Genomic DNA, 22,562 nt, shown 5'->3' on the forward strand with positions numbered 1-22,562 from the left:
TTTTCCGCGATCAACCAAAACGTGGACCACGAGCGAGTTATGGCAAAAAGACCTTCGATAGAGCAGCGGCGCGAATTCGGCAATTTTCTGTCCAGCCGACGGGCGCGCCTCGACCCGAATGATTTCGGCCTGCCAGAAGGGCCGCGCCGCACCCCGGGACTGCGCCGTGAGGAAGTGGCGGCGCTCGCCGGGGTCAGCGTCAGTTGGTACACCTGGCTTGAACAGGGCCGCGACATTCAGCCCTCGCCGGACGCGCTGCAACGGATATCCAAAGTCCTCAAGCTCGATCGTGTGGAGTCCGCGCACCTGTATGCGCTTTCCGCACTGGAGGTGCCGGTTGCTGCCACCGGCGGCGGGGTGACCGCCGGCCTGGAAATGCTGGTGCGCGCCATCAACCCCATTCCGGCGTATGTGCGCAACGCCCGGCTCGACATCCTGGCGTGGAACGACGCCATCGCCGAGCTGTTCGTCGACTACGGTTCGTTGCAGCCCCATGAGCGCAACACGCTGCGTCTGTTGTTTCTGTACATCCCGTACCGAACCATCATTCTGGATTGGGAGCAGATGGCACGTGGCATGATCAGTGCGTTTCGGGCATCGCGCGCGCTGGCCCAGGACAAGGCACCGTTCGACAGCCTGATCGAAGAACTCTCGTCCCTGAGCCCTGAATTCAAAGAGTGGTGGCAGGACACCGAGGTCAAAGGTTTCGAAGAGGGCCGCAAGCGTCTGCTGCACCCCATCAGCGGCCACATCGATTTCACCTACGTCGCGCTGACGCCTGAAGGGCGGCCGGACCTGTCGCTGGTGACCTACATTCCCCGCCACACTGCCTATGACTCACGGTCATAGGATAACAACACGCCTTCCTGGCTTTTTCGGGCTTGCCTAAAGTGGCGGTCATCGCAGCGCACGTTTGCTGCACCGACCGTCAACGAGGTAATCACGATGTCTGACTTGAGCCCGATCTCCACCCCAAACGTCGCTACGTCACGCAACCCGGCCACCGGTGAGCTGATCGCCACTTACCCCTTCCAGACCCAGACCGACGTCGAGCGGTTGCTGGATGTGAATGCTGCGGCCTTTCGTCTGTGGCGCGCCACGCCAATGCGCGAGCGCGTAGCGGCCTATCGCCGTCTGGCGGATACCCTGCGTGAGCGGTCGGAATCCTTCGCTGCGCTGATCACCGCTGAAATGGGCAAGACCCTGGCGGCGGCCCGTGGAGAAGTAGAGAAGTGCGCGGCCACGATCGAGTGGATTGCTGACAACGGCCCGGCGATTCTTGCCGATGAGCCCGTCAATGTAGGCAGCGACGACGAAGTCCACGTGTCCTTCCTGCCGATTGGCACTGTGCTGGCGGTGATGCCCTGGAACTTCCCGCTGTGGCAGGTGATTCGTGCATCCGGGCCGATCATGCTGTCGGGCAATGGCTTCATGCTCAAGCACGCGCCGAACGTCATGGGCTCGGCTTACGCGCTGCAAGAAGCTTACGAGGCGGCAGGCTTTCCCAAAGGGCTGTTCACCAACCTTATTGCTGACAACGACACCGTGGCCCGCACTATCGAAGACCCGCGCATCGCCGCCGTCACCCTGACGGGCAGCATGCGCGCAGGTTCTGCCGTGGCAGCCACGGCGGGCAAGGCGCTCAAGAAGAGCCTGCTGGAGCTGGGCGGCTCGGACGCTTTCATTGTGTTGGCCGACGCCAATATCGACCTTGCGGTGAAAGCTGCTGTCGAGGCGCGTTTCCAGAACGCCGGTCAGGTCTGTCTGGCGGCCAAGCGCTTCATTCTGGAGGCACCGATCGCTGAGCAGTTCACGCGTCAATTCGTTGCAGCGGTCGAGCAACTGAAAGTCGGCGACCCGCTGGACAGCGCGATCAACGTCGGTCCGATGGCCCGCGCTGATCTGCGCGATGAGCTGGATGGCCAGGTTCAACGCACTATCGCCGCCGGCGCGACGTTGCTGCTGGGCGGGAAGAAGATCGAAGGCCCCGGCAACTTCTACGCGCCCACCGTGCTGGCTGATGTGAAGCCAGGCATGGCCGCCTTCGACGAAGAAACTTTCGGCCCGGTGGCAGCGATCACCATTGCCGCCAACGCCGAAGACGCCATCGTGCTGGCGAACACCAGTGACTATGGACTGGGCGGCAGCCTGTGGACCCAGGACATCCCGCGCGCGCAACGCATCGCCCGGCGTCTGGAAACCGGTGGCGTGTTCATCAATGGTTTCCCGGCGACGAACGCGCGGATCCCGGTGGGCGGCGTCAAGAAGAGTGGCTACGGCCGCGAACTGTCCCACTTCGGGCTGCGTGAATTCACCAACGCCCAGGCGGTGTGGGCCAAAAGCGTTGACTGAGATTCAGTGAGCAGTATCAGCGTGGGCGTACGTTTGTAGTCGCCCATGCTGCAAAAAAAGCCGTCGCATTTGCGACGGCTTTTTCATGCCTGCCCTATTGGGATGGCGCGTCTGGATTCAGCCAATCGGGTGCAGGTCGGCAGGTGCCAGGCCCACCAGCTCGATGTGTGCAGTATTCGCGTCAGCCACGATCAGGTTATCGGCGGTGAAAGTCTTGGCGATGTTCTTGTCGATACTGATCTCGAATCGGTGACCGTCCGCGTCCGCTTCGTAATCCTTCAGATAGGTACGGTGCGTGGCCGCGTCGTAGATCAACTTCAGCGTGCCATCGGTGCCGTCGCCCAGGCCGGTGTAGCCCAGCGCTGACACATCGATCCGGTCCTGTGTGGCATCGAAGTTTTTGATGAAGTCCGAATTGCCCCGAAAGCTATCGCTCTTCTCGACGTATCGAAAGGTGTCGACGCCGGTATTGCCCACCAGCAGGTCATCATCACCGCCTCCGACAAGGATGCCGCCTGCGGTCGAGTTGGTGAACTCGTCACGGTAGTTGTCGCCGGTCAGCGTCTGGTTGGCACGGTCTGCTGCAGAGTCCCCGGCAAAGGTGAACCGGTCCATGTCCTGCAGGCCAGTGAGCGGATACCGTTCGTATTGCGTCAGGTGCACCACGAATCGGTTGCCGTCTCCATCGGCCTCGAAGGATTGGGCAATCGCGTAACCCGCTTCGCTGTCGTAGCTGTAATTGAGGGTGCCGTTATAACCATCGCCCAGGCCGGTGAAACCCAGTGCCGAAACGTCCAGAAGGTCGCCCTCGCCAAGCTGGAAGTCGTGGATCAAATCGACACTGGAGTGTCCCGAGCTGTCGTTAACAAAGCTGTCGGTGATGTGTTCGAAGGCGAAGGTGTTACGTGCATCGCCGCTGTACATCTCATCAGCGCCACCGCCACCTGTGACGATGTTGCCGCTTTTGGGAACGATCAAAAAGTCATCGCCATCGGTCCCGCTGATGACGTATTGCTTTTCGCTCTCGTGATGTTCGCGGCCATTGCTTTCTGCCGTCAGGTCGTAACGCAGGGCGAAATTCTGCGTGCCGAGCTGAGCGGCGTGGTCGCCTTCCAGCCGGACTTCGAATGCCTGCCCCTCGGCGTTTTTGTCCAGCGAGCGAACATAGGTGACGTTCTCGTCAGCGTTGTAAGTGACCGCCAGATCGCCGTTGTGGCCATTGCCAACCCGCTCCAGCCCGAGCGCTGTCAGGTCAAGTACGTCATTGGATTGGAAGTTTTTGATCAGATCCGAGTGCGAGCCCTGTTTGTCGAAGTAACTGTCCGTCACTGATGTGTAGACGAAGGTGTTGCCGTAGTAATAGGCAGGATGGCTGATGAGGGTGTCGACGCCGGCACCGCCGTTATATCGATCCTGTGCGTTGCTGAACGGATTGGGATCCCCTCCCTGACCGGTGAGGATGTCGTCGCCATCGCCTCCAAAGATGAAATCCCGCTTTGTGGTGCCCGTGAGGGTGTCGTCATCCGCCGTGCCCACGTAGCTGTCATACGTGCCATGAGCAGTCACGACAACCGCCTCATCCGCTTCACTCTGCAGTGCTGTTTTCGTTGCCTGAGCCATTTTTCTTCTCGCTATAAAAGGTTTGGCACTGCGACCGCCGTGGACGGCAGATCCAGCTACAGCAGGCATTGTGAGCGTTCATCAATGCCGGCCATTGGCGTGGTAGACCCGTCAAAGCCGCGTTTGTTTGATTATTCGTCTCGGTCCAGAAACGACAAAGCCCGACATAAAGTCGGGCCTGGGGTCGGGTTGAATCCGTTCATTACCAGTTCATGGCGGTTATCTCGGTGCGAAGGTGAGAAGCGGCGAGGGGGGCGAACACCCCTCGCGCCGGGCGGTGATCAGGCCGATTTGTTCTGCAGTGCCTTGATCAGCACGTCTGCCGCAGGACCAGACGAAGCAGGGTTCTGGCCGGTGATCAGCAGACCATCGGTGAGGACGTACGAGCCCCAGTCCGGACCTTTGGAGTAGACGCCGCCCAGTGATTTCAGCTCGTCTTCCACCAGGAAAGGCACCACGTTGGTCAGGCCGACGGCTTCTTCCTCGCTGTTGGCAAAGCCGGTGACCGTCTTGCCTTTAACCAGCGGCGTGCCGTCGGCGTTCTTCACGTGGCGCAGCACGCCAGGGGCGTGACATACGACAGCGACGGGCTTGTTGGCGGCGATGAACGATTCGATGAGTTGGACGGAGTGTTTGTCTTCAGCCAGATCCCACAGCGGGCCATGGCCGCCTGGGTAGAACACAGCGTCGAAATCTGCCTGGGACACGCTGTCCAGGCGGACGGTGTTGGCGAGCAGGGCTTTGGCGGTTTCGTCTTTCTCGAAGCGACGGGTCAGGTCGGTCTGGAAGTCAGGCTCATTGCTCTTCGGGTCCAGGGGAGGCTGACCGCCTTGTGGCGACGCCAGAACGATTTCGGCGTTGATGTCGCTGAACGCGTAGTAGGGCGCGGCCAGTTCTTCCAGCCAGAAGCCGGTAGGACGGCCGGTGTTGCCGAGGGTGTCGTGGGAAGTCAGAACCATAAGAACTTTCATCGGGTATTTCCTTTTCGATTTAGGTTTGAGACTGCCGGGCAGCCAAAAGGTAAAGCGTCATTCACTTGGATTAATAGACTAGTCGTCTAGTTCAGCGGCAAAACGAAATTCACTTGGCAGCTTTTATGATCAGGTCAGCCACGGCGTTGGGATAGGCCAGCATCGCAACGTGGCTTGAAGGGACTTCGATGGAATCGGCGTGCAGGCGCTGCACCTGATCGCGCTGCAGTTGTGGCGAGATGATTTGGTCATGGGTAGCCACGACAAAGTAGGAAGGAACCTTGTGCCAGGCAGCGTGGGGAATTGGCTGGCTCAGCGCTTTGATGTTCAGCGCGCCTTGGGTCGCGGCGACGAGTTTCTGTTCGGCGCGGGGCAAATCAGGGGCGAAGAATTTGGCGACGCCTTCGTCGCTGACTTTCACGTAGCCGTCTGCATCTTTGACGAAGGAGGCCTGGCCGGGCATGTCGGGATAGCCTTTAACGGCATCGAATACTGACTGGCCATCATCCGGGGCGTAAGCGGCGACGTAGACCAGCGAGCGGACTTTGTCGTTGACGCCAGCGTCGGTGATGACCGCGCCAGCCCAGGAGTGACCCACCAGAACCACCGGGCCTGGAGCAGCGGCAATGGCGCGTTTGGTGACAGCGACATCGCCTTCCAGGGAATCCAGCGGGTTCTGCACTGCCACCACATTGAGGCCGGCTTTTTCCAGCAGCGGAATCACTTTGTTCCAGGAGGAGCCGTCGGCGAAAGCGCCGTGGACCAGCACTACAGTCTTGGCGGTCAGGGGAGCGGCAGGGCGGTCTTGGGCTGACGCGAATCCAGCGGCGGCGAGCAATGTCACGGCAGTGGCGAGAGCGGTGATCGTTGTTCTGGTTTTCATCACGTCAGTCCTTGTGGCGGCGGGTTAATGTGGGTACACCTTACCTCTGAGTAGACCAGTCGTCTAGAGGTATTTTCAAATTATTTCAGGAGCCCTTTTTGACGTGCTTGGCAGTGGAGGCGGCGAAGGTATAAAGCCGGTCTGGAGAGACCGGCAGGCGCTATGCAGAAGAGGAACGAAGACAAAGAGAGCGGCGGGACATTGCGGGGCGCTGATCAGGTCAGGCGCAGAATCACGCGCGTGGTTGCCATGGCTGTTTCGAAGGGCGCGAGGCTTCGTTCGATCTTGACCATCACGCTGGCGCCGACCCACAGCTGGTACAGGCTTTGCGCAACGGCATAGGGGTTCTCGCAGGCGGGCAGCGAGCCGTCGGCAATGCCAGCCTCAATCGCGCTGCCGAGCCGGTCGGTAATCCCGGCCGTGCCGCGCTTGAGCACGGCGCGCATGGTTTCCGACAGATCGGCCACTTCAACGCCGAGCTTCACGGCGAGGCACTTGCCCTGGCATTCCTGGAACGACTGGGTGTCTTGCCAGACCCGCCAGTAACTCATCAGGCGCTCGCCCATGGGCAGGCCGGGCTCGCCGAGGATGCGATCAATATCCGCGAGGTAGTCGTCGAAGTAGTGCTCAAGCAACGCCTCGCCGAAGGCATCCTTGGAACCGAAGTAATGATAGAAGGAGCCTTTCGGCACGCCCGCCGCGGCCAGAATTTCGTTCAGGCCTACGCCGGAATACCCCTTGGCGGCCATGATGCGTTGGCCGACGTCGAGGATTCCTTGACGGACATCAGATGAACCACGTGTTTGGGGAGTATTCATGGCTCGGAGAATACATCCTAGTAAGTCGGTCTACTAGCGGATTCTGATGGACGATGTTGTCATGTGTCGGCGGGGCCCGGCTCGACACGACAGCTTTAAGCCCCATCGCCGTCGTGTCGCTGCGGTTATAAAGCGCGCCTGCCCGCTAAACCTGATCCACCGCTTCAGGCACCCCCTGATCTTCGCCCAGAAACCCGCCGCTCTGGTGATGCCACAGCCGCGCGTACGTGCCGTTCTTGCTGAGCAGTTCAGAGTGGGTGCCTTGTTCGATGATGCGCCCGTCGTCCATCACGATGAGCCGGTCCATGGCCGCAATGGTCGACAGCCGGTGGGCGATGGCAATGACGGTTTTGCCTTTCATCATTTCGTCGAGGCTTTCCTGAATCGCCACTTCGACTTCCGAATCCAGGGCGCTGGTGGCTTCGTCCAGCAGCAGGATCGGCGCGTTCTTCAGCATCACGCGAGCAATGGCGACCCGTTGGCGCTGGCCGCCCGACAGCTTGATGCCGCGCTCACCCACCAGCGTGTCGTAGCCGCTGTGACCATGCTTGTCGCTGAGCTGGCTGATGAAGCCGTCGGCCTGGGCGTTGGCCGCAGCGGTGTGGATTTCCTCATCGGTGGCATCAGGTCGGCCATACGCGATGTTGTCGCGAATGGACCGATGCAGCAGCGACGTATCTTGCGTGACCATGCCGATGGCGCTGCGCAGGCTGTCTTGCGTGACCTGCCTGATGTTCTGCCCATCGATGCGAATCTCGCCGCTGTCCACGTCATAGAAGCGCAGCAGCAGATTGATCAGCGTGGATTTGCCGGCGCCTGAACGTCCGACCAGCCCGATCTTCTCGCCGGGGCGGATGGCGAGATTCAAACCCTCCAGCACCTGACGCTCGCCGTTGTAGTTGAAGCTGACGTTGTCAAAGGTCACGGCGCCGCCGGTGGTCTTCAACACGGCTGCATCCGGCGCGTCCTGCACTTTAGGGCCCTGAGTCAGGGTCGCCATGCCGTCCTGCACCGTGCCGATGTTCTCGAACAGCGAGGTCATCTGCCACATGATCCAGTGGGACATGCCATTGATGCGCAGCGCCATGGCGGTAATCGCGGCCACCGCGCCGGTGCCGACGTCACCCTGATGCCACAGCCACAGGGCATAACCGCCTGCGCCCAGAATCAGCGCGACAACCAGTGCCTGATTGACGATCTCGAACTGGCTCACCAGACGCATCTGGCGAAAGCCGGTCTGCTTGAAGTCCTCCATCGCCGCACGCGCAAACTGCGCTTCGCGTTTGGAGTGGGAGAACAGTTTCACCGTGGTGATGTTGGTGTAGGCATCGGAGATCCGCCCGGTCATCGACGACCGCGCGTTGGCCTGCTCCTGACCGACTTTGCCCAGGCGCGGCACGAAGTACAGCATGGCCAGGCCGAACAATACGATCCAGGCCATGAACGGCAGCATCAGCTTCAAGGCGAAGCCGCCGGCCAGCGCGATGATCGCAATGAAATAAACGCCGATGCCGGGCGCGATTTCGATCAGGGTGAACAGCACGTCCCGCACCGCCAGCGCGGTCTGCATCACCTTGGTGGTGACCCGACCGGAGAACTCGTCGGAGAAGAACGACAGGCTTTGCCGCAGCATCAGTCGGTGAAAATCCCAGCGCAGCCGCAGCGGCAGGTTGATCGCCAGCACCTGGTGCTGAACCATCGTGCGCATGGCCACCAGCCCGATGCTGATCACCAGCACAATGCCGATGCCCCACAGCGCTCGACTTTCCTCGCCCGCGGTGGCGCCGCCGTCCTTCCAGGTTGAGAGCAGATCGACCACTTGCCCGAGGAACGAGAAGAGCCAGGCTTCGTAAAGCGATACACAGGCGCTGAGCACCGCAAGGGCGAGGATATAGCCACGCGCTCCACGGGTGCAGGCCCACAGAAAACGCGCCAGACCTACTGGTGGCGGCGGTGCTTCGTCGGGTGGGAAGGGGTCGAGCCGTCGTTCAAATACGCGCAGCATGAGGGTCTCCAAAACTGTCCAGTGGCGCAGATTCTGCCATTGAATGGCTAACTTGAGGGTTCGAGGCTTTCACGGGTGGGTCGTTCCGCCCGATTTCGAGACTGTCTCGCGGCGTCCGGGACGCCAACATGATGGTTGAAGATCAGCAGTCGGTGACTGCCGGTAAGTGATCGCTCAACAGATCCCGTGCTAACTTCCCGGCCGTTTTCTATCATGCGGACTTTCCGTCCGTACGCGCATTCAGGTCCACCGACATGACACACATCTCCGAACGCCTTCTGGTCCAAGCGCACCTGGACGCCAAACAGCCCAAAACCCTGAGCCCGGAAGAGGAGGCTGAGTACCGCCGTTTGATCGCCGCCGAGCTCAAGGCTCAGGACGCTGTGCTGGTCGCTCACTACTACTGCGATCCGGTGATTCAGGCGCTGGCGGAAGAAACCGGCGGTTGCGTTTCGGATTCTCTGGAGATGGCGCGATTCGGCAAAAACCATCCGGCGAAAACCGTTTTGGTGGCCGGGGTGCGTTTCATGGGTGAAACCGCAAAAATCCTCACTCCCGAAAAACGCATCCTGATGCCAACCCTTGAGGCTACCTGCTCGCTGGACCTTGGTTGCCCGGTCGAGGAGTTCGCTGCGTTCTGCGATCAGCATCCCGAGCGTACCGTGGTGGTTTACGCCAATACCTCAGCCGCTGTAAAAGCCCGTGCTGATTGGGTGGTGACGTCCAGCTGCGCGTTGGAGATCGTCGAGAGCCTGATGGACAACGGCGAGAAAATCATCTGGGCGCCCGACAAGCATCTGGGGCGTTACATCCAGCGCGAGACCGGGGCCGACATGCTGTTGTGGGACGGCGCCTGCATCGTGCACGAGGAGTTCAAGTCCCGGCAGCTTGAGGACATGAAAGCGTTGTACCCGGACGCTGCCATTCTGGTGCACCCGGAGTCCCCCGAATCGGTTATCGACCTGGCTGACGCCGTGGGCTCTACCAGCCAGTTGATCAAGGCGGCGCAAACGCTGCCGAACACCACCTTCATCGTCGCCACCGATCGCGGCATCTTCTACAAGATGCAGCAGCTGTGCCCGGACAAGGTCTTCATTGAGGCACCGACCGCAGGTAATGGCGCCGCATGCCGCAGTTGCGCCCATTGCCCGTGGATGGCGATGAACACGCTGGCGCGCACGCTTCAGTGTTTGCGCGAAGGTACCAACGAAATCTTCGTCGACCCGGCGGTTATCCCTCACGCCGTTCGGCCGTTGCAGCGCATGCTCGACTTTACTCAGGCGGCGCGGATGAAGAGCTCTGGTAACGCCTGATTCACAGCGGCAAGCTGCAAGCCTCAAGCCGATTTGCTGCATTCCATCTTGCAGCTTATGGCTTGCCGCTTGGAGCTGACCGTAGTTCACCTCAATTCATCATGTCCTTCACCGCCCGCTCCTGAGCAATGATTTCCTGCTGCCGCGCGTCGATGCGTGAGGCCAGCTGGAAGTTGTTGTTCGCCCGTCGCTTGGCAAATTCAAGCTGTTGAATCGCCTGCTTGAAATCGCCCATCAGCGCGAAGTATTCGGCACGGGCCTGGTGCAGGCCGATGGTGTTGCCCGACAAACCACGGGTGTCCGCCACCTGATTCCAGATGTCCGGATCGTCCGGGCGGCTCTTCAACAGAATCTCCAGAGACTTCAGCGCTTCCGGCGCCTTGGACTGCTTGAGCAGGACGTCGACTTTCGCCTGATTGAGCGGATAGTTGTCCGGGTACAGGTTCAACATCCGGTCCACCCGCTGTTGAGCGTCGGGCAGGCGATTGTTGGAGATGTCCAGATTCACGGCGGCGAGGTTGTAGGGAATGTTGTCCGGCGCCTTGTCGAGCAGGGGCTTCAGCGTCTCGCGGCCCTCATTCAGCTGACCCGCTTTGGTCTGGGCCAGTGCCAGGCCGTAGCGAGCCGCATCGTTTTTCGGGTTCTCGGCCAGTTGCGCACGGAAACGCTTGGCCGCCATGCCCGGGGTTTCTTCGTATATCAGCACGGTGCGTGCGCGCATCAGTTGATACGCAGGGCTGTCTTCCTTGCCGCCGGGCTTGGCTTGCTCGGCGCGATTGCGCGTGTCGGCAATACGGGATTCGGTCACCGGGTGGCTCATCAGGAATTCCGGTGGCTTGGCGTCGTAGCGATACTGGCGCGCCAACCGCTCGAACATGGTGGGCATGTTGCGCGGATCGTAGCCGGCCTTTTCCAGATTGAGAATGCCGATGCGGTCGGCTTCTGCTTCGTTTTGCCGGGAGAACCGCGCCTGCTCCTGAATCGCGGCGGCCTGGGTGCCGGCAATTGCGGCAATCCCCGCATCCCCCGCGCCCGCTGCGGCCATGACAATACCGGCGAGCATCGCCGCCATCACCGGCACTTGCATGCGCTGCTGCGCCTGCACGCCCCTGGCGAAGTGCCGTTGCGACAAGTGAGCCAGTTCGTGGGCGAGGACCGCGGCGTATTCGCCTTCGGTCTCTGCATGGAGGAACAACCCGCCGTTGACTCCGATGATCCCGCCGGGCGCTGCGAAGGCGTTGATCTCCGGCGTGTTGATCAGGATGAATTCGAGCCGGCGGTCCTGCACCTGGCTGGTTTCGGCCAGCCGATAGACCGAGGACTCGACGAAGTCCTTGAGCAGCGGGTCGGACAGCTGCGCCACTTCAGAGCGCAGCAGCCCGAGCCAGGCACGCCCCAGGTCATGTTCTTGCTGGGGAGAAACGATGGATGAACTCGCGTCGCCGAGGGAGGGCAGGTCATCTTCTGCGAAGCTCGGCGCTGCCAGCAGGCATGCGAGGGTCAGCAGCGTGGGGCGCAAAAAATTCATGCACGAAACTCTGGGGCAGAAAGGCGCCACTGTAGCTGGCTCGATGGCTTGCTGACCAGAGTGGGGTATTCTGGAAAACTTGTAAGAATGTTCTTCCGCCTGACTGCTTTTATGCGAGGGCGGATGTGTCTATCCGGAGAGAAACGATGTCTGACGCTGTAGGACACCCCGCAGCCTGCGATGCAGAGCTCGACGCCAGCGGCCTCAACTGCCCGCTTCCCTTGCTCAAGGCCAAGATGGAACTCAACCGTCTGGCCAGCGGCGCGGTCCTCAAAGTGACGGCCACCGATGCAGGCTCGCAGCGCGACTTCCGTACCTTCGCAAAACTGGCCGGGCACGCGCTGCTGCACGAAGAAAGCGCTGACGGCATTTATCGGTATTGGCTACGCAAGGCCTGAGCGTTTCTGACCCCTCGCAACCCCCTTAGGATTCTTGATGTTCAAAGTGCTTCGCGACTGGATACAGCGCTACTTTTCCGACGAGGAAGCGGTAGTGCTGGCAGTGCTGTTGGTTCTCGGATTTACCGTTGTTCTCACCCTCGGTGGCATGCTTGCCCCGGTGCTGGCCGGACTGGTGCTCGCCTTTCTGATGCAGGGGTTGGTCAACCTGCTTGAACGCCTGCGGGTCCCGGAAGGTGGCGCAGTCGGACTGGTCTTCGCGTTATTCATGGGGGCGCTGGCGCTGTTTTTGCTGGTTCTGGTCCCACTGCTGTGGCGACAGCTCATCACCTTGTTCAACGAATTGCCCGGCATGCTCGCCAAGTGGCAGTCGTTGCTGTTGCTGCTGCCGGAGCGTTATCCGCATCTGGTGTCGGACGAACAGGTCCTGCAGGCCATCGAAGTGGCGCGCGGCGAGGTCGGAAAGTTCGGGCAATGGGCGCTGACGTTTTCCCTGTCCAGCTTGCCGCTGTTGGTCAACATGATGATCTACCTGGTGCTGGTGCCGATCCTGGTGTTCTTCTTCCTCAAGGATCGTCGGATGATCAGCCGTTGGGCGAGGGGCTATCTGCCCCGGGAACGTACGCTGATTACCCATGTGGCCGAGGAAATGAATCGGCAGATCGCCAACTACATTCGCGGCAAGGTCATTGAGATCTTCATCTGCGGCGGGGTGACGTACATTGCCTTCGTGACCATGGGGCTGAATTACTCGGCGTTGCTGGCGATGCTGGTAGGGATTTCGGTGGTCGTGCCGTACGTGGGCGCAGTCGTGGTGACAGTGCCGGTGGCGCTCATCGCGCTGTTCCAGTGGGGCTGGAGCGATCAGTTCATCTATCTGATGGTGGTCCACGGCATTATCCAGACCCTGGACGGCAATGTTCTGGTGCCGCTGCTGTTCTCCCAGACCGTGAGCTTGCACCCGGTCGCGATCATCTGCGCCGTGCTGTTGTTCGGAGGGCTATGGGGGTTCTGGGGGATTTTCTTTGCGATTCCGCTGGCGACCCTGTTCAAGGCCGTACTGGATGCGTGGCCACGGAACGAACCGACGGTGGCGCCGTTGTTATAGGCGTTGTCTCGCTTTTTGGAGGAGTGAGCTTGCTCGCGATCGGCGTCGTCATGGTCAACCTACGATGACTAAACGGCCCCCGATCGCGGGGAAGCTCAGGCCTACATGATGGCGATCAAGCCTGGTTCAGCGCCTGAGCTGCTTCCAGCACCGCCGCCACATGCCCCGGCACTTTCACGCCGCGCCACTCTTTACGCAGCACACCGTCCTTGTCGATCAGGAAGGTGCTGCGGTCGACGCCCAGGTATTCCTTGCCGTATAGCTTTTTCAACTTGATCACATCGAACAGCTGGCACAGCGATTCATCCTTGTCCGAGATCAGCTCGAACGGGAATTCCTGCTTGGCCTTGAAGTTCTCGTGGGATTTCAGGCTGTCCCGCGAAACCCCGAACACCACCGTGTTGGCGGCCTTGAAGTCGGCGTGATGATCGCGAAAGCCCTGGCCTTGAGTGGTGCAACCAGGGGTGCTGTCCTTCGGGTAGAAATAAAGGACGACTTGCTGACCTTTGAGCGCCGACAGGCTGACCGCCTGTTCGCTCGTGGCCTGCACCTGAAAGTCGGCAACCGCTTGGTCGAGTTCTACAGCCATTCGAGACTCCTTACATCGGTGCTTGAGGGCGCCATGGTTCGATCAGCGCATCGAGGTTGAGTGCGTCGGCGAAGTCCAGGAACTGGTCACGCAGCCAGCTGATCTGGGTACCGGCCGGCAATGTCACGGTGAACGTCGCGTTGAGCATGGTGCCGCCGGTCTGTGGGGCCTGATAGGTGTCGCAGATCAGGTTTTCCAGCTCGACGTTGTGGTCGATGAAGAACTGGCACAGCTCGTTGATTATGTCCGGGCGATACGCCGAACTGACGTACGCCACGTAAGGCAGGGCTTCCGGACGGTTTTCCAGCGAAGCACTGCGCACCACATTGACGGTGAAGGCGTGTTTCTTCGCCAGGTTGGGCAGGCCGGTTTCCAGACGCGCCAGGGCGTCCCAGCTGCCGGATATCTGCAGGATCAGCGCGCTGCACTCACCGTGGCGAGTAAGGCGAGAGCTGACGACCGAGCAACGGCTTTCGTTACTGGCGCGGCACAGGACGTTGGTCAGCTCCATTGGGTTGGCGCCAAGGGCACTGATGACAAGGAATTGTTCGCGAACTGTGGGGATGGATGACATGCAGCATTCCTAAACGATGAGCGGTCGGTACGCAGCAGGCCTGTGCCGGCGGGCTCGACGGACGAAGGCATCGTGATGTCGCCCCGACCCGCAGCCGTCAATCGCGGCCATGAGCCTGTCATGGCGCGCGATAACGACGCAGGGCGGGGTAAGTGACGACAAAATCGAGCAGTCGAACGAGCCGGGCAGATGACCCGTACCGATCAAAGACCGAAGGGTAGCGAAAACCGGCGCCGAGGGGAATGCTCGCCTTGTGCAAGGATCATGGCGCCAGTACCATTACCGCTCTCTTTTTCCGGCAGGAGCGGTTTGCATGATTGCGGGCAGTATGGTGGCACTGGTCACACCCATGGATGCACAAGGTCGTCTCGACTGGGACAGCCTGAGCAAACTGGTGGACTTTCACCTGCAAGAGGGCACCAACGCCATTGTTGCCGTCGGCACCACCGGTGAATCCGCGACGCTCGACGTCAACGAGCACATCGAAGTCATCCGCCGCGTGGTTCAGCAGGTCGCTGGCCGCATTCCGGTCATCGCCGGCACGGGCGCCAACTCCACCCGCGAGGCGGTCGAACTGACCACCAACGCCAAGAACGCCGGTGCCGATGCCTGCCTGCTGGTCACCCCGTACTACAACAAGCCGACTCAGGAAGGCTTGTACCAGCACTTCAAGCACATCGCCGAAGCCGTCGACATCCCGCAGATTCTGTATAACGTGCCGGGCCGTACCGCCTGCGACATGTCAGCCGAAACCGTTATCCGCCTGTCGACAGTCAAAAACATCATCGCGATCAAGGAAGCCACCGGAGACCTGCAGCGCGCCAAGGATATTCTTGCCGGCGTGAGCAGCGACTTCCTGGTCTATTCCGGCGATGACGCAACTGCCGTCGAGCTGATGTTGCTCGGTGGCAAAGGCAATATCTCGGTCACCGCCAACGTTGCGCCGCGCGCCATGGCCGATCTGTGCAAGGCCGCGATGGCCGGTGACGCCGACACCGCCCGCAAAATCCATGAAAAACTGATGCCGCTGAACAAGACACTGTTCATCGAATCGAACCCTATTCCCGTGAAATGGGCCCTGCATGAGATGGGTTTGATGCCAGACGGTATTCGTCTGCCGCTCACCTGGCTCAGCGAGTCCTGCCGCGAGCCGCTGCGTCAGGCCCTGCGCCAGTCCGGTGTATTGGTCTAATGAGGAAGCATTACGCAATGAAGCGACTGGCCGGACTTTCCGCACTAGCCTTGATTATCTCCAGCACCAGCGGTTGCAGCTGGCTTTTTGGCCAGGACGGTTACTTCCGCGATCGCAGCAGCGATTACCTGGAAGCGACCCAGAAGCCGCCGATGCAAATGCCCGAGGGCGTTCAGGAAGTCAAACGACTGGACCCGTTGCTGCCGATCCCGCGCAACGTCGCCGACGACACCCAGAAGGGTGAATTCACCGTGCCGCGTCCGCAACCTCTGACTACTGCTCAGGACTCCGGGGACTACACGCTGCAGAAGAGCGGCAACAACCGCTGGATTCTTGCCCAGCGCGCACCGGCCGAAGTCTGGCCTGTGGCGCACCAGTACTTTGAAGATAACGGCTTCCGTATTGCCGAAGATCGTCCGCAGACCGGTGAATTCAACACCACTTGGCAGCGCATGGACGAACTGTCCGCATCGGTTGCCAAGCGCATGGGTTCCAGTGGCGATGCCGCCAACACCGAAACCCGCGTCCGCGTTCGTATCGAGCCTGGCGTGCAGCGCAACACCAGTGAAATCTATGTGGTCAGCGTGCAACGTCCGGCCGGCAGCCGCGATGACCCTGCCTTCCCGTCGCGCAGCACCAACGTTGGCCTCGACTCCGTGCTGACCGATGACATGCTGGCGAGCTTGACCCGCACTGCCGAGAAGGGCGGTTCGGTGTCCCTGCTGGCGGCGCGTGATTTCGACACCCCAAGCCGTGTTTCCCTCAGCGAAGACGGCAGCGGCAACCCCGTGCTGAACCTGGGCGCGGACCTGGATCGGGCGTGGTCGAGCGTCGGTCGTGCGCTTAACCAGGGTGACTGGCGCGTTGAGGACATCAACCGCAGCTTGGGTCTTTACTACATCAACCTGGCGGAAAAAGCCGACAAGCCTGAAAACAAGCCTGGCTTCCTCAGCCGCGTGTTCGGCAGCGAAGAGTCCAAGGAAGAGAAAGAAGCCCGCGCCGAGCGTTATCAGGTTCGCCTGAGCAAGGTCGGTGAAAACGTTCAGGTCACGGTCGAGAAGAACATCAACACCGTTGCGCCGACTGAAGTCGCTCGCCGTGTGTTGAGCGTCATTCAGGACAACCTGGGTTAAGTGCGCTTCGCGGTTCTGGGCAGCGGCAGTCGCGGCAATGCCACGCTGGTTGCGAGCAACGACACGTATGTGCTGGTCGATTGCGGTTTCTCCCTGCGGGAAACCGAACGGCGGCTCGACAGGCTGGGCGTCAGCGGCAAACAGCTCAGCGCCATTCTAGTGACCCACGAACATGCCGATCATGTGCATGGCGTGGGTTTGCTGTCTCGGCGCTACGATGTGCCGGTGTACCTCAGTGACGGCACGCTGCGCGGCATGCGCAAGCCGGTCGAAGCAGGGCTTCGGCTAGTGGGCGGGCAGGGTCTGCGCATTGGCGGTCTGGGCATCGACGTGGTGTCGGTGGCCCACGATGCGCTGGAGCCCACGCAGTTCGTGTTTAACGACGGGCGACGACGCTTCGGCCTGTTGACCGACCTTGGCTCGTATTGCCCGACGGTGCTCGACAGCTACCGCGGGCTCGATGCGCTCATGGTCGAGTCCAATCACTGTCGCGATCTGCTTGCCCGGGGTCAGTACCCGTACTTTCTCAAGCAGCGGGTGGGCGGAGATCACGGTCATTTGAACAATCATCAGGCCGCCAGTCTGGTGAACGAGTTGGGATGGCAGGATCTGCAGCACCTGGTGCTGGCCCATCTGAGCAGCAAGAACAACCTGCCGCATCTGGCCCGGCAATGTTTTGTCGACACCCTTGGGTGCGACGAGGACTGGCTACAATTGGCCGATCAGGATTCAGGGCTCGACTGGCGCGAAATCGCCTAGCGTCCCAAACGGGCGACTCGCCCCCCACTATTCAGCAAGATTCAGCAAGCGGAGCCCATCATGGAAAAACGTGAAGAACTCTACCGCGGCAAAGCCAAGTCGGTTTACAAGACCGATGACGCTGACCGCTTGATCCTGGTGTTCCGCAACGACACCTCGGCTTTCGATGGCAAGCGCATCGAGCAGCTTGACCGCAAAGGCATGGTGAACAACAAGTTCAACGCCTTCATCATGCAGAAGCTCGAAGCCGCCGGCATTCCGACCCAGTTCGACAAACTGCTGGGCGACAACGAAGTGCTGGTCAAGAAGCTCGACATGATCCCGGTCGAATGCGTCGTGCGTAACTACGCCGCTGGCAGCCTGGTCAAGCGCCTGGGCGTGGAAGAGGGCATGAAGCTCAACCCTTACACGTTCGAGCTGTTCCTGAAGGACGACGCCAAAGGCGACCCGTTCATCAACGACTCCCACGTCGTCGCGTTCGGTTGGGGCACCGCCGAGCAACTGGTTCGCATGAAAGAACTGTCGCTGAAGGTCAATGAAGTCCTGAGCAAACTGTTCGACGACGCCGGCCTGCTGCTGGTCGACTTCAAGCTTGAATTCGGCGTCTTCAGCGACGGCTCGATCGTCCTGGGCGACGAGTTCAGCCCGGACGGCTGCCGCCTGTGGGACAAAGAAACCCGCAAGAAAATGGACAAGGACCGCTTCCGTCAGGGCCTCGGTGATGTCATCGAAGCCTACGAAGAAGTCGCCCAGCGTCTCGGCGTACCGCTCTGATCCAACGCTTCAAGCGGAAAACGCTGCAAGCATCTGAAAGAACGCGAAAAAATCCTTAAAAAGGGTTCGCGTTCCTCGAACGAACTGTTATGATGCGCGCCGTTGGAGAGATGCCGGAGTGGCCGAACGGGACGGATTCGAAATCCGTTGTACTGGCGACAGTACCTAGGGTTCAAATCCCTATCTCTCCGCCATTATTTGAAAAGCCCCAGAAGTTATGCTTCTGGGGCTTTTTCGTTTCTGGCGTTTGGAATACCGGAAATCGTGAAGAGCACAGCCGGCTTCCGCTGTTTTCTGCATCACTGGTAAGCTGAGGGTGCTTTGCATTTTTTCGCTTGGAGGCGGTGATGCGCGGATATACCCAGTTAATTGATTTTATGCAGGATTTGGGCGATGGCATTCTTGACCACCTCCCGGAGGAGCAAAGGGTAGCAGTTCTGAGTGTCGAGGACATTGTCGAGCTTTGGATGCAGCGGAAGTCATATCTTCAAGCCCTTTCTTTAAAAAAAGACATAGTGAACTACGCAAAGCTTGATGAGGCAGGCGATTATTCTGTTGATCAGCTTCTCGATGACTTTGATCTGTGCTTTATCCCGGAAAGATTTGGTTATGAGGATCACATTTTTCTCACCGGTATCCTTGATTTGATTAATTCGCATATCGAGAAAAAGCGTCAAGGTATGCTTGTTAAGTACTTTGGTTGGTTAGGTTATCAGGAAGCATGAGGTAATCATGCGTCAGTACGTACGGTTGATTGATTTCATGCTGTCTTTATGCACGGCCATCCAGGATTATTTGCCTGAAGATGAGCGCGCCAACGTCCCTGACTTGAAATCTTTTCTGGATGAATGGACTTCGAGAACTTCGCTTATCGAGCTTTACCGGCTGCGTAGCGACATCAGGTCATATTTAGTTAAGCACACTGCCGGTGGTTACACCGTAGATGAATACAGTGTCACTTCTTCGCAACCCCTAGAGGTATCCATGCGCGGATTTATGGAACTCATCGACTTCATGAAACATCTGGCTGAGGGGACACTGGATTATCTGCCTGAGGATCAGAGGGTAGGACAGCTCACAGCGGATCAGGTAATAGAGAAATGGATGAAAGGGAAGTCGTATTTTGCAGCACGTTCCCTCAGGCATGATCTCAAAAGCTATATAAGGCTTTATAAGTCCGGAGACTATTCCGTAGATGAAATATTGTCGTGGTACGACCTTTCCTTCATTCCAGAAAGGTTTGGCTGTGAAGAGTGGGAATTGTTCGCGAGCATATTGTGTTCAATCGACGCCCATGTTGAGAGAAAACGAAAGGATCTGTTGATCAAGGGATTTGGCTGGCTAGGTTTTCGCTAGATCAAGTCAGTGCCGGGCTGGGGAAATGCTTCGTCACCTTGCCCGGAACTTTACTTTTCCAAACCCCCGCCTACTATCGATCTCACGCCCACTAGCGGTACAAGATCGCTCCACGCCCCACCCCAATCCTTCCAGCCAGTCAGAGAAGCCATGATCACCATCCGAGAGCTCAACGACTTCATCAGCAACCCGGAACTCAATGACTCGATCGCGCAGATCTGGGCGTTGATCGGCAAGCATTTCGAGCAGGCGCAGGGCACGTTACCGGCCGAGCGGGCGATGCCGCGCAAGGAATTATCGTTTCACGATCACGTTCGGTTGTTGGGATATCTGGCGCTTCTGGTCGAAGGCATCCCCGGGGATGTGGTCGAGATTGGTGTCTGGAAGGGCAAGTCGCTGGTGCTGATGAATGAAGTCTGCAACCGCGAGCGCCGCATCATCGGGATTGATCCGTTTGAGCTGCCCAATCAGTTTGAAGAGTTCAGCTATTACCAGGAGAACCTGTTCTCCAACGCCCTGGTGCTGAGGGGCTATTCGGAGTTGTGCGCCGAGCGTTTCTACAACCTGTCGCCTAAGGTGGCGCTGTTGCACATTGATGGCGGTCACGCCGGGCGCAATGTGCTGCTGGATTTCCTGCTGTATTCGCCAAGCGTCGTACCAGGCGGGTTTATCGTCTTCGACGACTACGGGGACTTTCAACACTCACCGGAGGTAGGCCCGGCGGTCGATTTGCTTCGCGCCACGGGCTATTTCAAAGGATTCAACGTGATCGGGTGTGTGCATGGCTTTGAGGCGAGCTATGTGATCCAGCGCGCTGGATAGGGCTCCCCCAGCACCAAAGGTCGGTGCACCGGTTGAGATTACACACAATCAAACCCATTCCGCCCAACGCACCGCCGTCAATCCATACCGCCGGGCATGGGCGATCAGTGCCGTTAGCTCTTCCCGGGTCTTGGACAAATTGTGCAGTACGCCGATGCCCGCGTGCAGGCAGGCGTAGTACCAGGCATCGGCTTCGTTCAGCGCTGAATCGGGTTGGAGGAATACTCGCTGCTCGTCCAGAAAGCGGTAGTGGATACGAAAGATGCGCTGGCCTGACATTAATATCTCCGATTTGATGTCAATGTGACTGCAATGGCTCATCGCCAGTTCAATATGTCAGGTGTTTAGTACCTAGGCCTGAGGTGACTACGGCCAAAACTCCATTTCTCAAAACAGCCAGTCCGGCAGCACGTCGTTTCCTCTGTGACCCGCCGCGCCATTTTTGTTCCTGATACGGGGCTATTTCCTGACCGCTCTGACGACTTCCGGCCATCATTTCGCAATCGGTGAGCGACAAAATGTCGCAATCGTTTTCAGGCGAGTAAGATAGGCACCCTGTTTTTACCCCCCTATTTTTTCGGACGGATCCTGCGTTGAGCGTCGTGTACATCGACCTCCGGGGCATCGTTTCGACGTCGTATTGATAGAGCAAACAGAGAAAAGGCGATCACTGCAAATGACCAAGACCTCGCGACCTTTATATATTTCCTATGCTGGCCCTTCGTTGCTGGAGATGCCGCTGCTCAACAAGGGCAGTGCCTTTACGCCGCAAGAGCGCATCGATTTCAACCTGGTCGGCCTGCTGCCCCAGAACGTCGAAACCATCGAAGAGCAGGTCACCCGCGTTTACAACCAGTACCGGCAATGCGCGAGCGACCTGGATAAACACATTTATCTGCGCTCGATTCAGGACAACAACGAAACCCTGTTCTTCCGCCTGCTGGATTCGCACCTCGACGAGATGCTGCCGATCATCTACACCCCGACCGTGGGTCAGGCGTGTCAGGAATTCTCGAAAATCTACCGCACCCACCGCGGGCTGTTCATCTCCTACCCGGAGCGCGACCGCATCGACGATATCCTGCGCAGCGCAACGAAAGATCGCATCAAAATCATCGTGGTGACGGACAGCGAGCGCATCCTTGGCCTGGGCGACCAAGGCATTGGCGGCATGGGCATTCCGATCGGCAAGCTGTCGCTCTACACCGCATGTGGCGGCATCAGCCCGGCGTACACCTTGCCGATCGTGCTCGACGTGGGCACCAACAACAAAGAGCTGCTGGACGACCCGATGTACATGGGCTGGCGCCATGAGCGCGTCACCGGCAAGGAGTACGACGACTTCATTGCTCTGTTCATCGAGGCGGTGCAGAGCCGCTGGCCGGACGTGCTGTTGCAGTTCGAAGACTTCGCCCAGACCAACGCCATGCCGTTGCTGGAGAAGTACCGCGATGAGTTGTGCTGCTTCAACGATGACATTCAGGGCACCGCGTCGGTTGCCGTGGGCACCCTGCTGGCGGCGTGCAAAGCCAAGCACGAAACCCTGGGCCAGCAGCGGGTTGTGTTCCTGGGCGCGGGTTCGGCCGGTTGCGGGATCGCCGAGCACATCATTGCGGCCATGGTCATCGAAGGCCTGAGCGAAGCCGAAGCGCGCAAGCGCGTGATGATGGTCGACCGCTTCGGGCTGCTGACTGACAGCATGGACAACCTGCTGGACTTCCAGAAGAACCTCGCGCAGAAGTCTGCCGATGTGGCGGGCTGGTCGAGCGGCGAGGGTTCGCCCGAGTTGCTGGACGTGGTCGCCAACGGCAAGCCGACTGTGCTGATCGGCGTGTCCGGCCAGCGCGGCCTGTTCACCGAGCAAGTCATCCGCGAGATGCACAAGCACTGCGCCAAGCCGCTGGTCATGCCGCTGTCGAATCCGACCTCTAAGGTCGAAGTCACGCCGCAGGAAGTCCTGACCTGGACCAATGGCGACGCGCTGGTGGCGACCGGCAGTCCGTTTGCCCCGGTCACTGTAGGCGATCGCACCTTCCACATCGCACAGTGCAACAACTCCTACATCTTCCCGGGCATCGGCCTGGGTGTTGTGGCGTCGAAAGCCACGCGCATCACCGACAAAATGCTGATGGCCGCCTCCAACGCGCTGGCGGAATGCTCGCCGATGGTGACGGGCAAAGGTGACGCTGTCCTGCCGCCGCTGAAAGAGATCCAACAGGTGAGCAAGAAGATTGCCCTGGCCGTGGCCAAGCAGGCTCAGGCTGAAGGCATGGCGCTGGAGACCACCGAAGAGATGCTCGTCGAAGCCATTGAGCGTAACTTCTGGATGCCGAACTACCGCAGCTACCGTCGCAGCGCGGTGTAATC

At 59.5% G+C, this 22,562-nt stretch carries 22 protein-coding genes and 1 tRNA gene; 14 read left to right on the forward strand and 9 right to left on the reverse strand.

The features are described 5' to 3' along the window. The first annotated feature begins 39 nt into the window (after positions 1 to 39). Together AC07RO_RS09435 and AC07RO_RS09440 are read left to right on the forward strand one after the other, a co-directional pair. Positions 40 to 849, forward strand: a complete 810-nt coding sequence (locus AC07RO_RS09435) for a helix-turn-helix transcriptional regulator (protein ID WP_192170869.1) — start codon at positions 40 to 42, stop codon at positions 847 to 849. Between the two features lie 105 nt (positions 850 to 954). After that, entirely contained in the window at positions 955 to 2,352 is a 1,398-nt protein-coding gene (locus tag AC07RO_RS09440; protein WP_495086033.1) for an NAD-dependent succinate-semialdehyde dehydrogenase, read from the forward strand. A gap of 117 nt (positions 2,353 to 2,469) precedes the next feature. Here AC07RO_RS09440 and AC07RO_RS09445 read toward each other — a convergent pair whose 3' ends face one another. The 5 genes from AC07RO_RS09445 to AC07RO_RS09465 all read right to left on the reverse strand — a co-directional run bounded on the left by AC07RO_RS09445 (position 2,470) and on the right by AC07RO_RS09465 (position 8,649). Next, complete coding sequence (locus tag AC07RO_RS09445; protein ID WP_495085888.1) at positions 2,470 to 3,972, reverse strand: M10 family metallopeptidase C-terminal domain-containing protein; 1,503 nt, start codon at positions 3,970 to 3,972, stop codon at positions 2,470 to 2,472. 281 nt (positions 3,973 to 4,253) lie between these two features. Continuing rightward, positions 4,254 to 4,943 (reverse strand): type 1 glutamine amidotransferase domain-containing protein, encoded by a 690-nt coding sequence (locus tag AC07RO_RS09450; RefSeq protein ID WP_346625507.1) that lies wholly within the window; start codon positions 4,941 to 4,943, stop codon positions 4,254 to 4,256. A 109-nt stretch (positions 4,944 to 5,052) separates the two neighbouring features. Next, positions 5,053 to 5,826 carry an alpha/beta fold hydrolase gene (locus tag AC07RO_RS09455; protein ID WP_495085889.1) on the reverse strand — a complete coding sequence of 258 codons (774 nt, stop codon included), beginning with the start codon at positions 5,824 to 5,826 and terminating at the stop codon, positions 5,053 to 5,055. A gap of 215 nt (positions 5,827 to 6,041) precedes the next feature. Further along, a complete protein-coding gene (locus AC07RO_RS09460; protein ID WP_192170874.1) occupies positions 6,042 to 6,644 on the reverse strand; it encodes a TetR/AcrR family transcriptional regulator in 603 nt (200 codons plus the stop codon). A 145-nt stretch (positions 6,645 to 6,789) separates the two neighbouring features. Further along, entirely contained in the window at positions 6,790 to 8,649 is a 1,860-nt protein-coding gene (locus AC07RO_RS09465) for an ABC transporter ATP-binding protein (RefSeq protein ID WP_192170875.1), read from the reverse strand. 254 nt (positions 8,650 to 8,903) lie between these two features. Here AC07RO_RS09465 and nadA point away from each other — a divergent pair, with 254 nt between their 5' ends. Next, on the forward strand, positions 8,904 to 9,962 hold the full coding sequence (gene nadA, locus AC07RO_RS09470) for a quinolinate synthase NadA (RefSeq protein WP_495085890.1): 1,059 nt from the start codon (positions 8,904 to 8,906) through the stop codon (positions 9,960 to 9,962). A 91-nt stretch (positions 9,963 to 10,053) separates the two neighbouring features. Here nadA and AC07RO_RS09475 read toward each other — a convergent pair whose 3' ends face one another. Continuing rightward, on the reverse strand, positions 10,054 to 11,490 hold the full coding sequence (locus AC07RO_RS09475) for a M48 family metalloprotease (protein ID WP_065986750.1): 1,437 nt from the start codon (positions 11,488 to 11,490) through the stop codon (positions 10,054 to 10,056). Between the two features lie 146 nt (positions 11,491 to 11,636). Here AC07RO_RS09475 and AC07RO_RS09480 point away from each other — a divergent pair, with 146 nt between their 5' ends. Together AC07RO_RS09480 and AC07RO_RS09485 are read left to right on the forward strand one after the other, a co-directional pair. Then, the gene (locus tag AC07RO_RS09480; protein ID WP_495085891.1) at positions 11,637 to 11,888 is read left to right on the forward strand and encodes a sulfurtransferase TusA family protein; all 252 of its coding nucleotides are present in this window, start codon (positions 11,637 to 11,639) and stop codon (positions 11,886 to 11,888) included. A 37-nt stretch (positions 11,889 to 11,925) separates the two neighbouring features. Next, a complete protein-coding gene (locus AC07RO_RS09485) occupies positions 11,926 to 12,996 on the forward strand; it encodes an AI-2E family transporter (RefSeq protein ID WP_495085892.1) in 1,071 nt (356 codons plus the stop codon). Positions 12,997 to 13,111: 115 nt separating this feature from the next. Here the strand turns inward: AC07RO_RS09485 and AC07RO_RS09490 are convergent, their stop codons facing one another. Both AC07RO_RS09490 and AC07RO_RS09495 read right to left on the reverse strand, forming a co-directional pair. Then, positions 13,112 to 13,585 (reverse strand): peroxiredoxin, encoded by a 474-nt coding sequence (locus AC07RO_RS09490; RefSeq protein ID WP_495085893.1) that lies wholly within the window; start codon positions 13,583 to 13,585, stop codon positions 13,112 to 13,114. A gap of 10 nt (positions 13,586 to 13,595) precedes the next feature. Further along, a complete protein-coding gene (locus AC07RO_RS09495) occupies positions 13,596 to 14,159 on the reverse strand; it encodes a glycine cleavage system transcriptional repressor (RefSeq protein ID WP_037014004.1) in 564 nt (187 codons plus the stop codon). 313 nt (positions 14,160 to 14,472) lie between these two features. Here AC07RO_RS09495 and dapA point away from each other — a divergent pair, with 313 nt between their 5' ends. The 8 genes from dapA to AC07RO_RS09535 all read left to right on the forward strand — a co-directional run bounded on the left by dapA (position 14,473) and on the right by AC07RO_RS09535 (position 20,195). Next, a complete protein-coding gene (dapA, locus tag AC07RO_RS09500) occupies positions 14,473 to 15,351 on the forward strand; it encodes a 4-hydroxy-tetrahydrodipicolinate synthase (protein WP_282370503.1) in 879 nt (292 codons plus the stop codon). 17 nt (positions 15,352 to 15,368) lie between these two features. Beyond that, positions 15,369 to 16,484 carry an NlpB/DapX family lipoprotein gene (gene bamC / locus AC07RO_RS09505; protein WP_495085894.1) on the forward strand — a complete coding sequence of 372 codons (1,116 nt, stop codon included), beginning with the start codon at positions 15,369 to 15,371 and terminating at the stop codon, positions 16,482 to 16,484. Continuing rightward, complete coding sequence (locus AC07RO_RS09510) at positions 16,485 to 17,243, forward strand: MBL fold metallo-hydrolase (protein WP_192170881.1); 759 nt, start codon at positions 16,485 to 16,487, stop codon at positions 17,241 to 17,243. A 60-nt stretch (positions 17,244 to 17,303) separates the two neighbouring features. Then, a complete protein-coding gene (purC, locus tag AC07RO_RS09515) occupies positions 17,304 to 18,017 on the forward strand; it encodes a phosphoribosylaminoimidazolesuccinocarboxamide synthase (RefSeq protein WP_192170882.1) in 714 nt (237 codons plus the stop codon). A 104-nt stretch (positions 18,018 to 18,121) separates the two neighbouring features. Then, positions 18,122 to 18,211 (forward strand) — tRNA-Ser (locus AC07RO_RS09520). A gap of 153 nt (positions 18,212 to 18,364) precedes the next feature. Continuing rightward, the gene (locus tag AC07RO_RS09525; RefSeq protein ID WP_495085895.1) at positions 18,365 to 18,742 is read left to right on the forward strand and encodes a hypothetical protein; all 378 of its coding nucleotides are present in this window, start codon (positions 18,365 to 18,367) and stop codon (positions 18,740 to 18,742) included. A gap of 7 nt (positions 18,743 to 18,749) precedes the next feature. After that, on the forward strand, positions 18,750 to 19,373 hold the full coding sequence (locus tag AC07RO_RS09530; RefSeq protein WP_495085896.1) for a hypothetical protein: 624 nt from the start codon (positions 18,750 to 18,752) through the stop codon (positions 19,371 to 19,373). Positions 19,374 to 19,523: 150 nt separating this feature from the next. Next, the gene (locus tag AC07RO_RS09535) at positions 19,524 to 20,195 is read left to right on the forward strand and encodes a class I SAM-dependent methyltransferase (protein ID WP_346625498.1); all 672 of its coding nucleotides are present in this window, start codon (positions 19,524 to 19,526) and stop codon (positions 20,193 to 20,195) included. 48 nt (positions 20,196 to 20,243) lie between these two features. On the opposite strand, the gene AC07RO_RS09540 is transcribed toward AC07RO_RS09535, so the two are convergent. Beyond that, positions 20,244 to 20,474: a DUF6555 family protein gene (locus AC07RO_RS09540; RefSeq protein WP_192170897.1), complete on the reverse strand. Its 231-nt coding sequence runs from the start codon at positions 20,472 to 20,474 to the stop codon at positions 20,244 to 20,246. A gap of 397 nt (positions 20,475 to 20,871) precedes the next feature. On the opposite strand from AC07RO_RS09540, the gene AC07RO_RS09545 reads away from it, so the two are divergent. Beyond that, on the forward strand, positions 20,872 to 22,560 hold the full coding sequence (locus AC07RO_RS09545; protein ID WP_282370543.1) for an NAD-dependent malic enzyme: 1,689 nt from the start codon (positions 20,872 to 20,874) through the stop codon (positions 22,558 to 22,560). Positions 22,561 to 22,562: the final 2 nt, after the last annotated feature.

The sequence above is a fragment of the Pseudomonas sp. GW821-FHT07F05 genome, assembly GCF_059418765.1.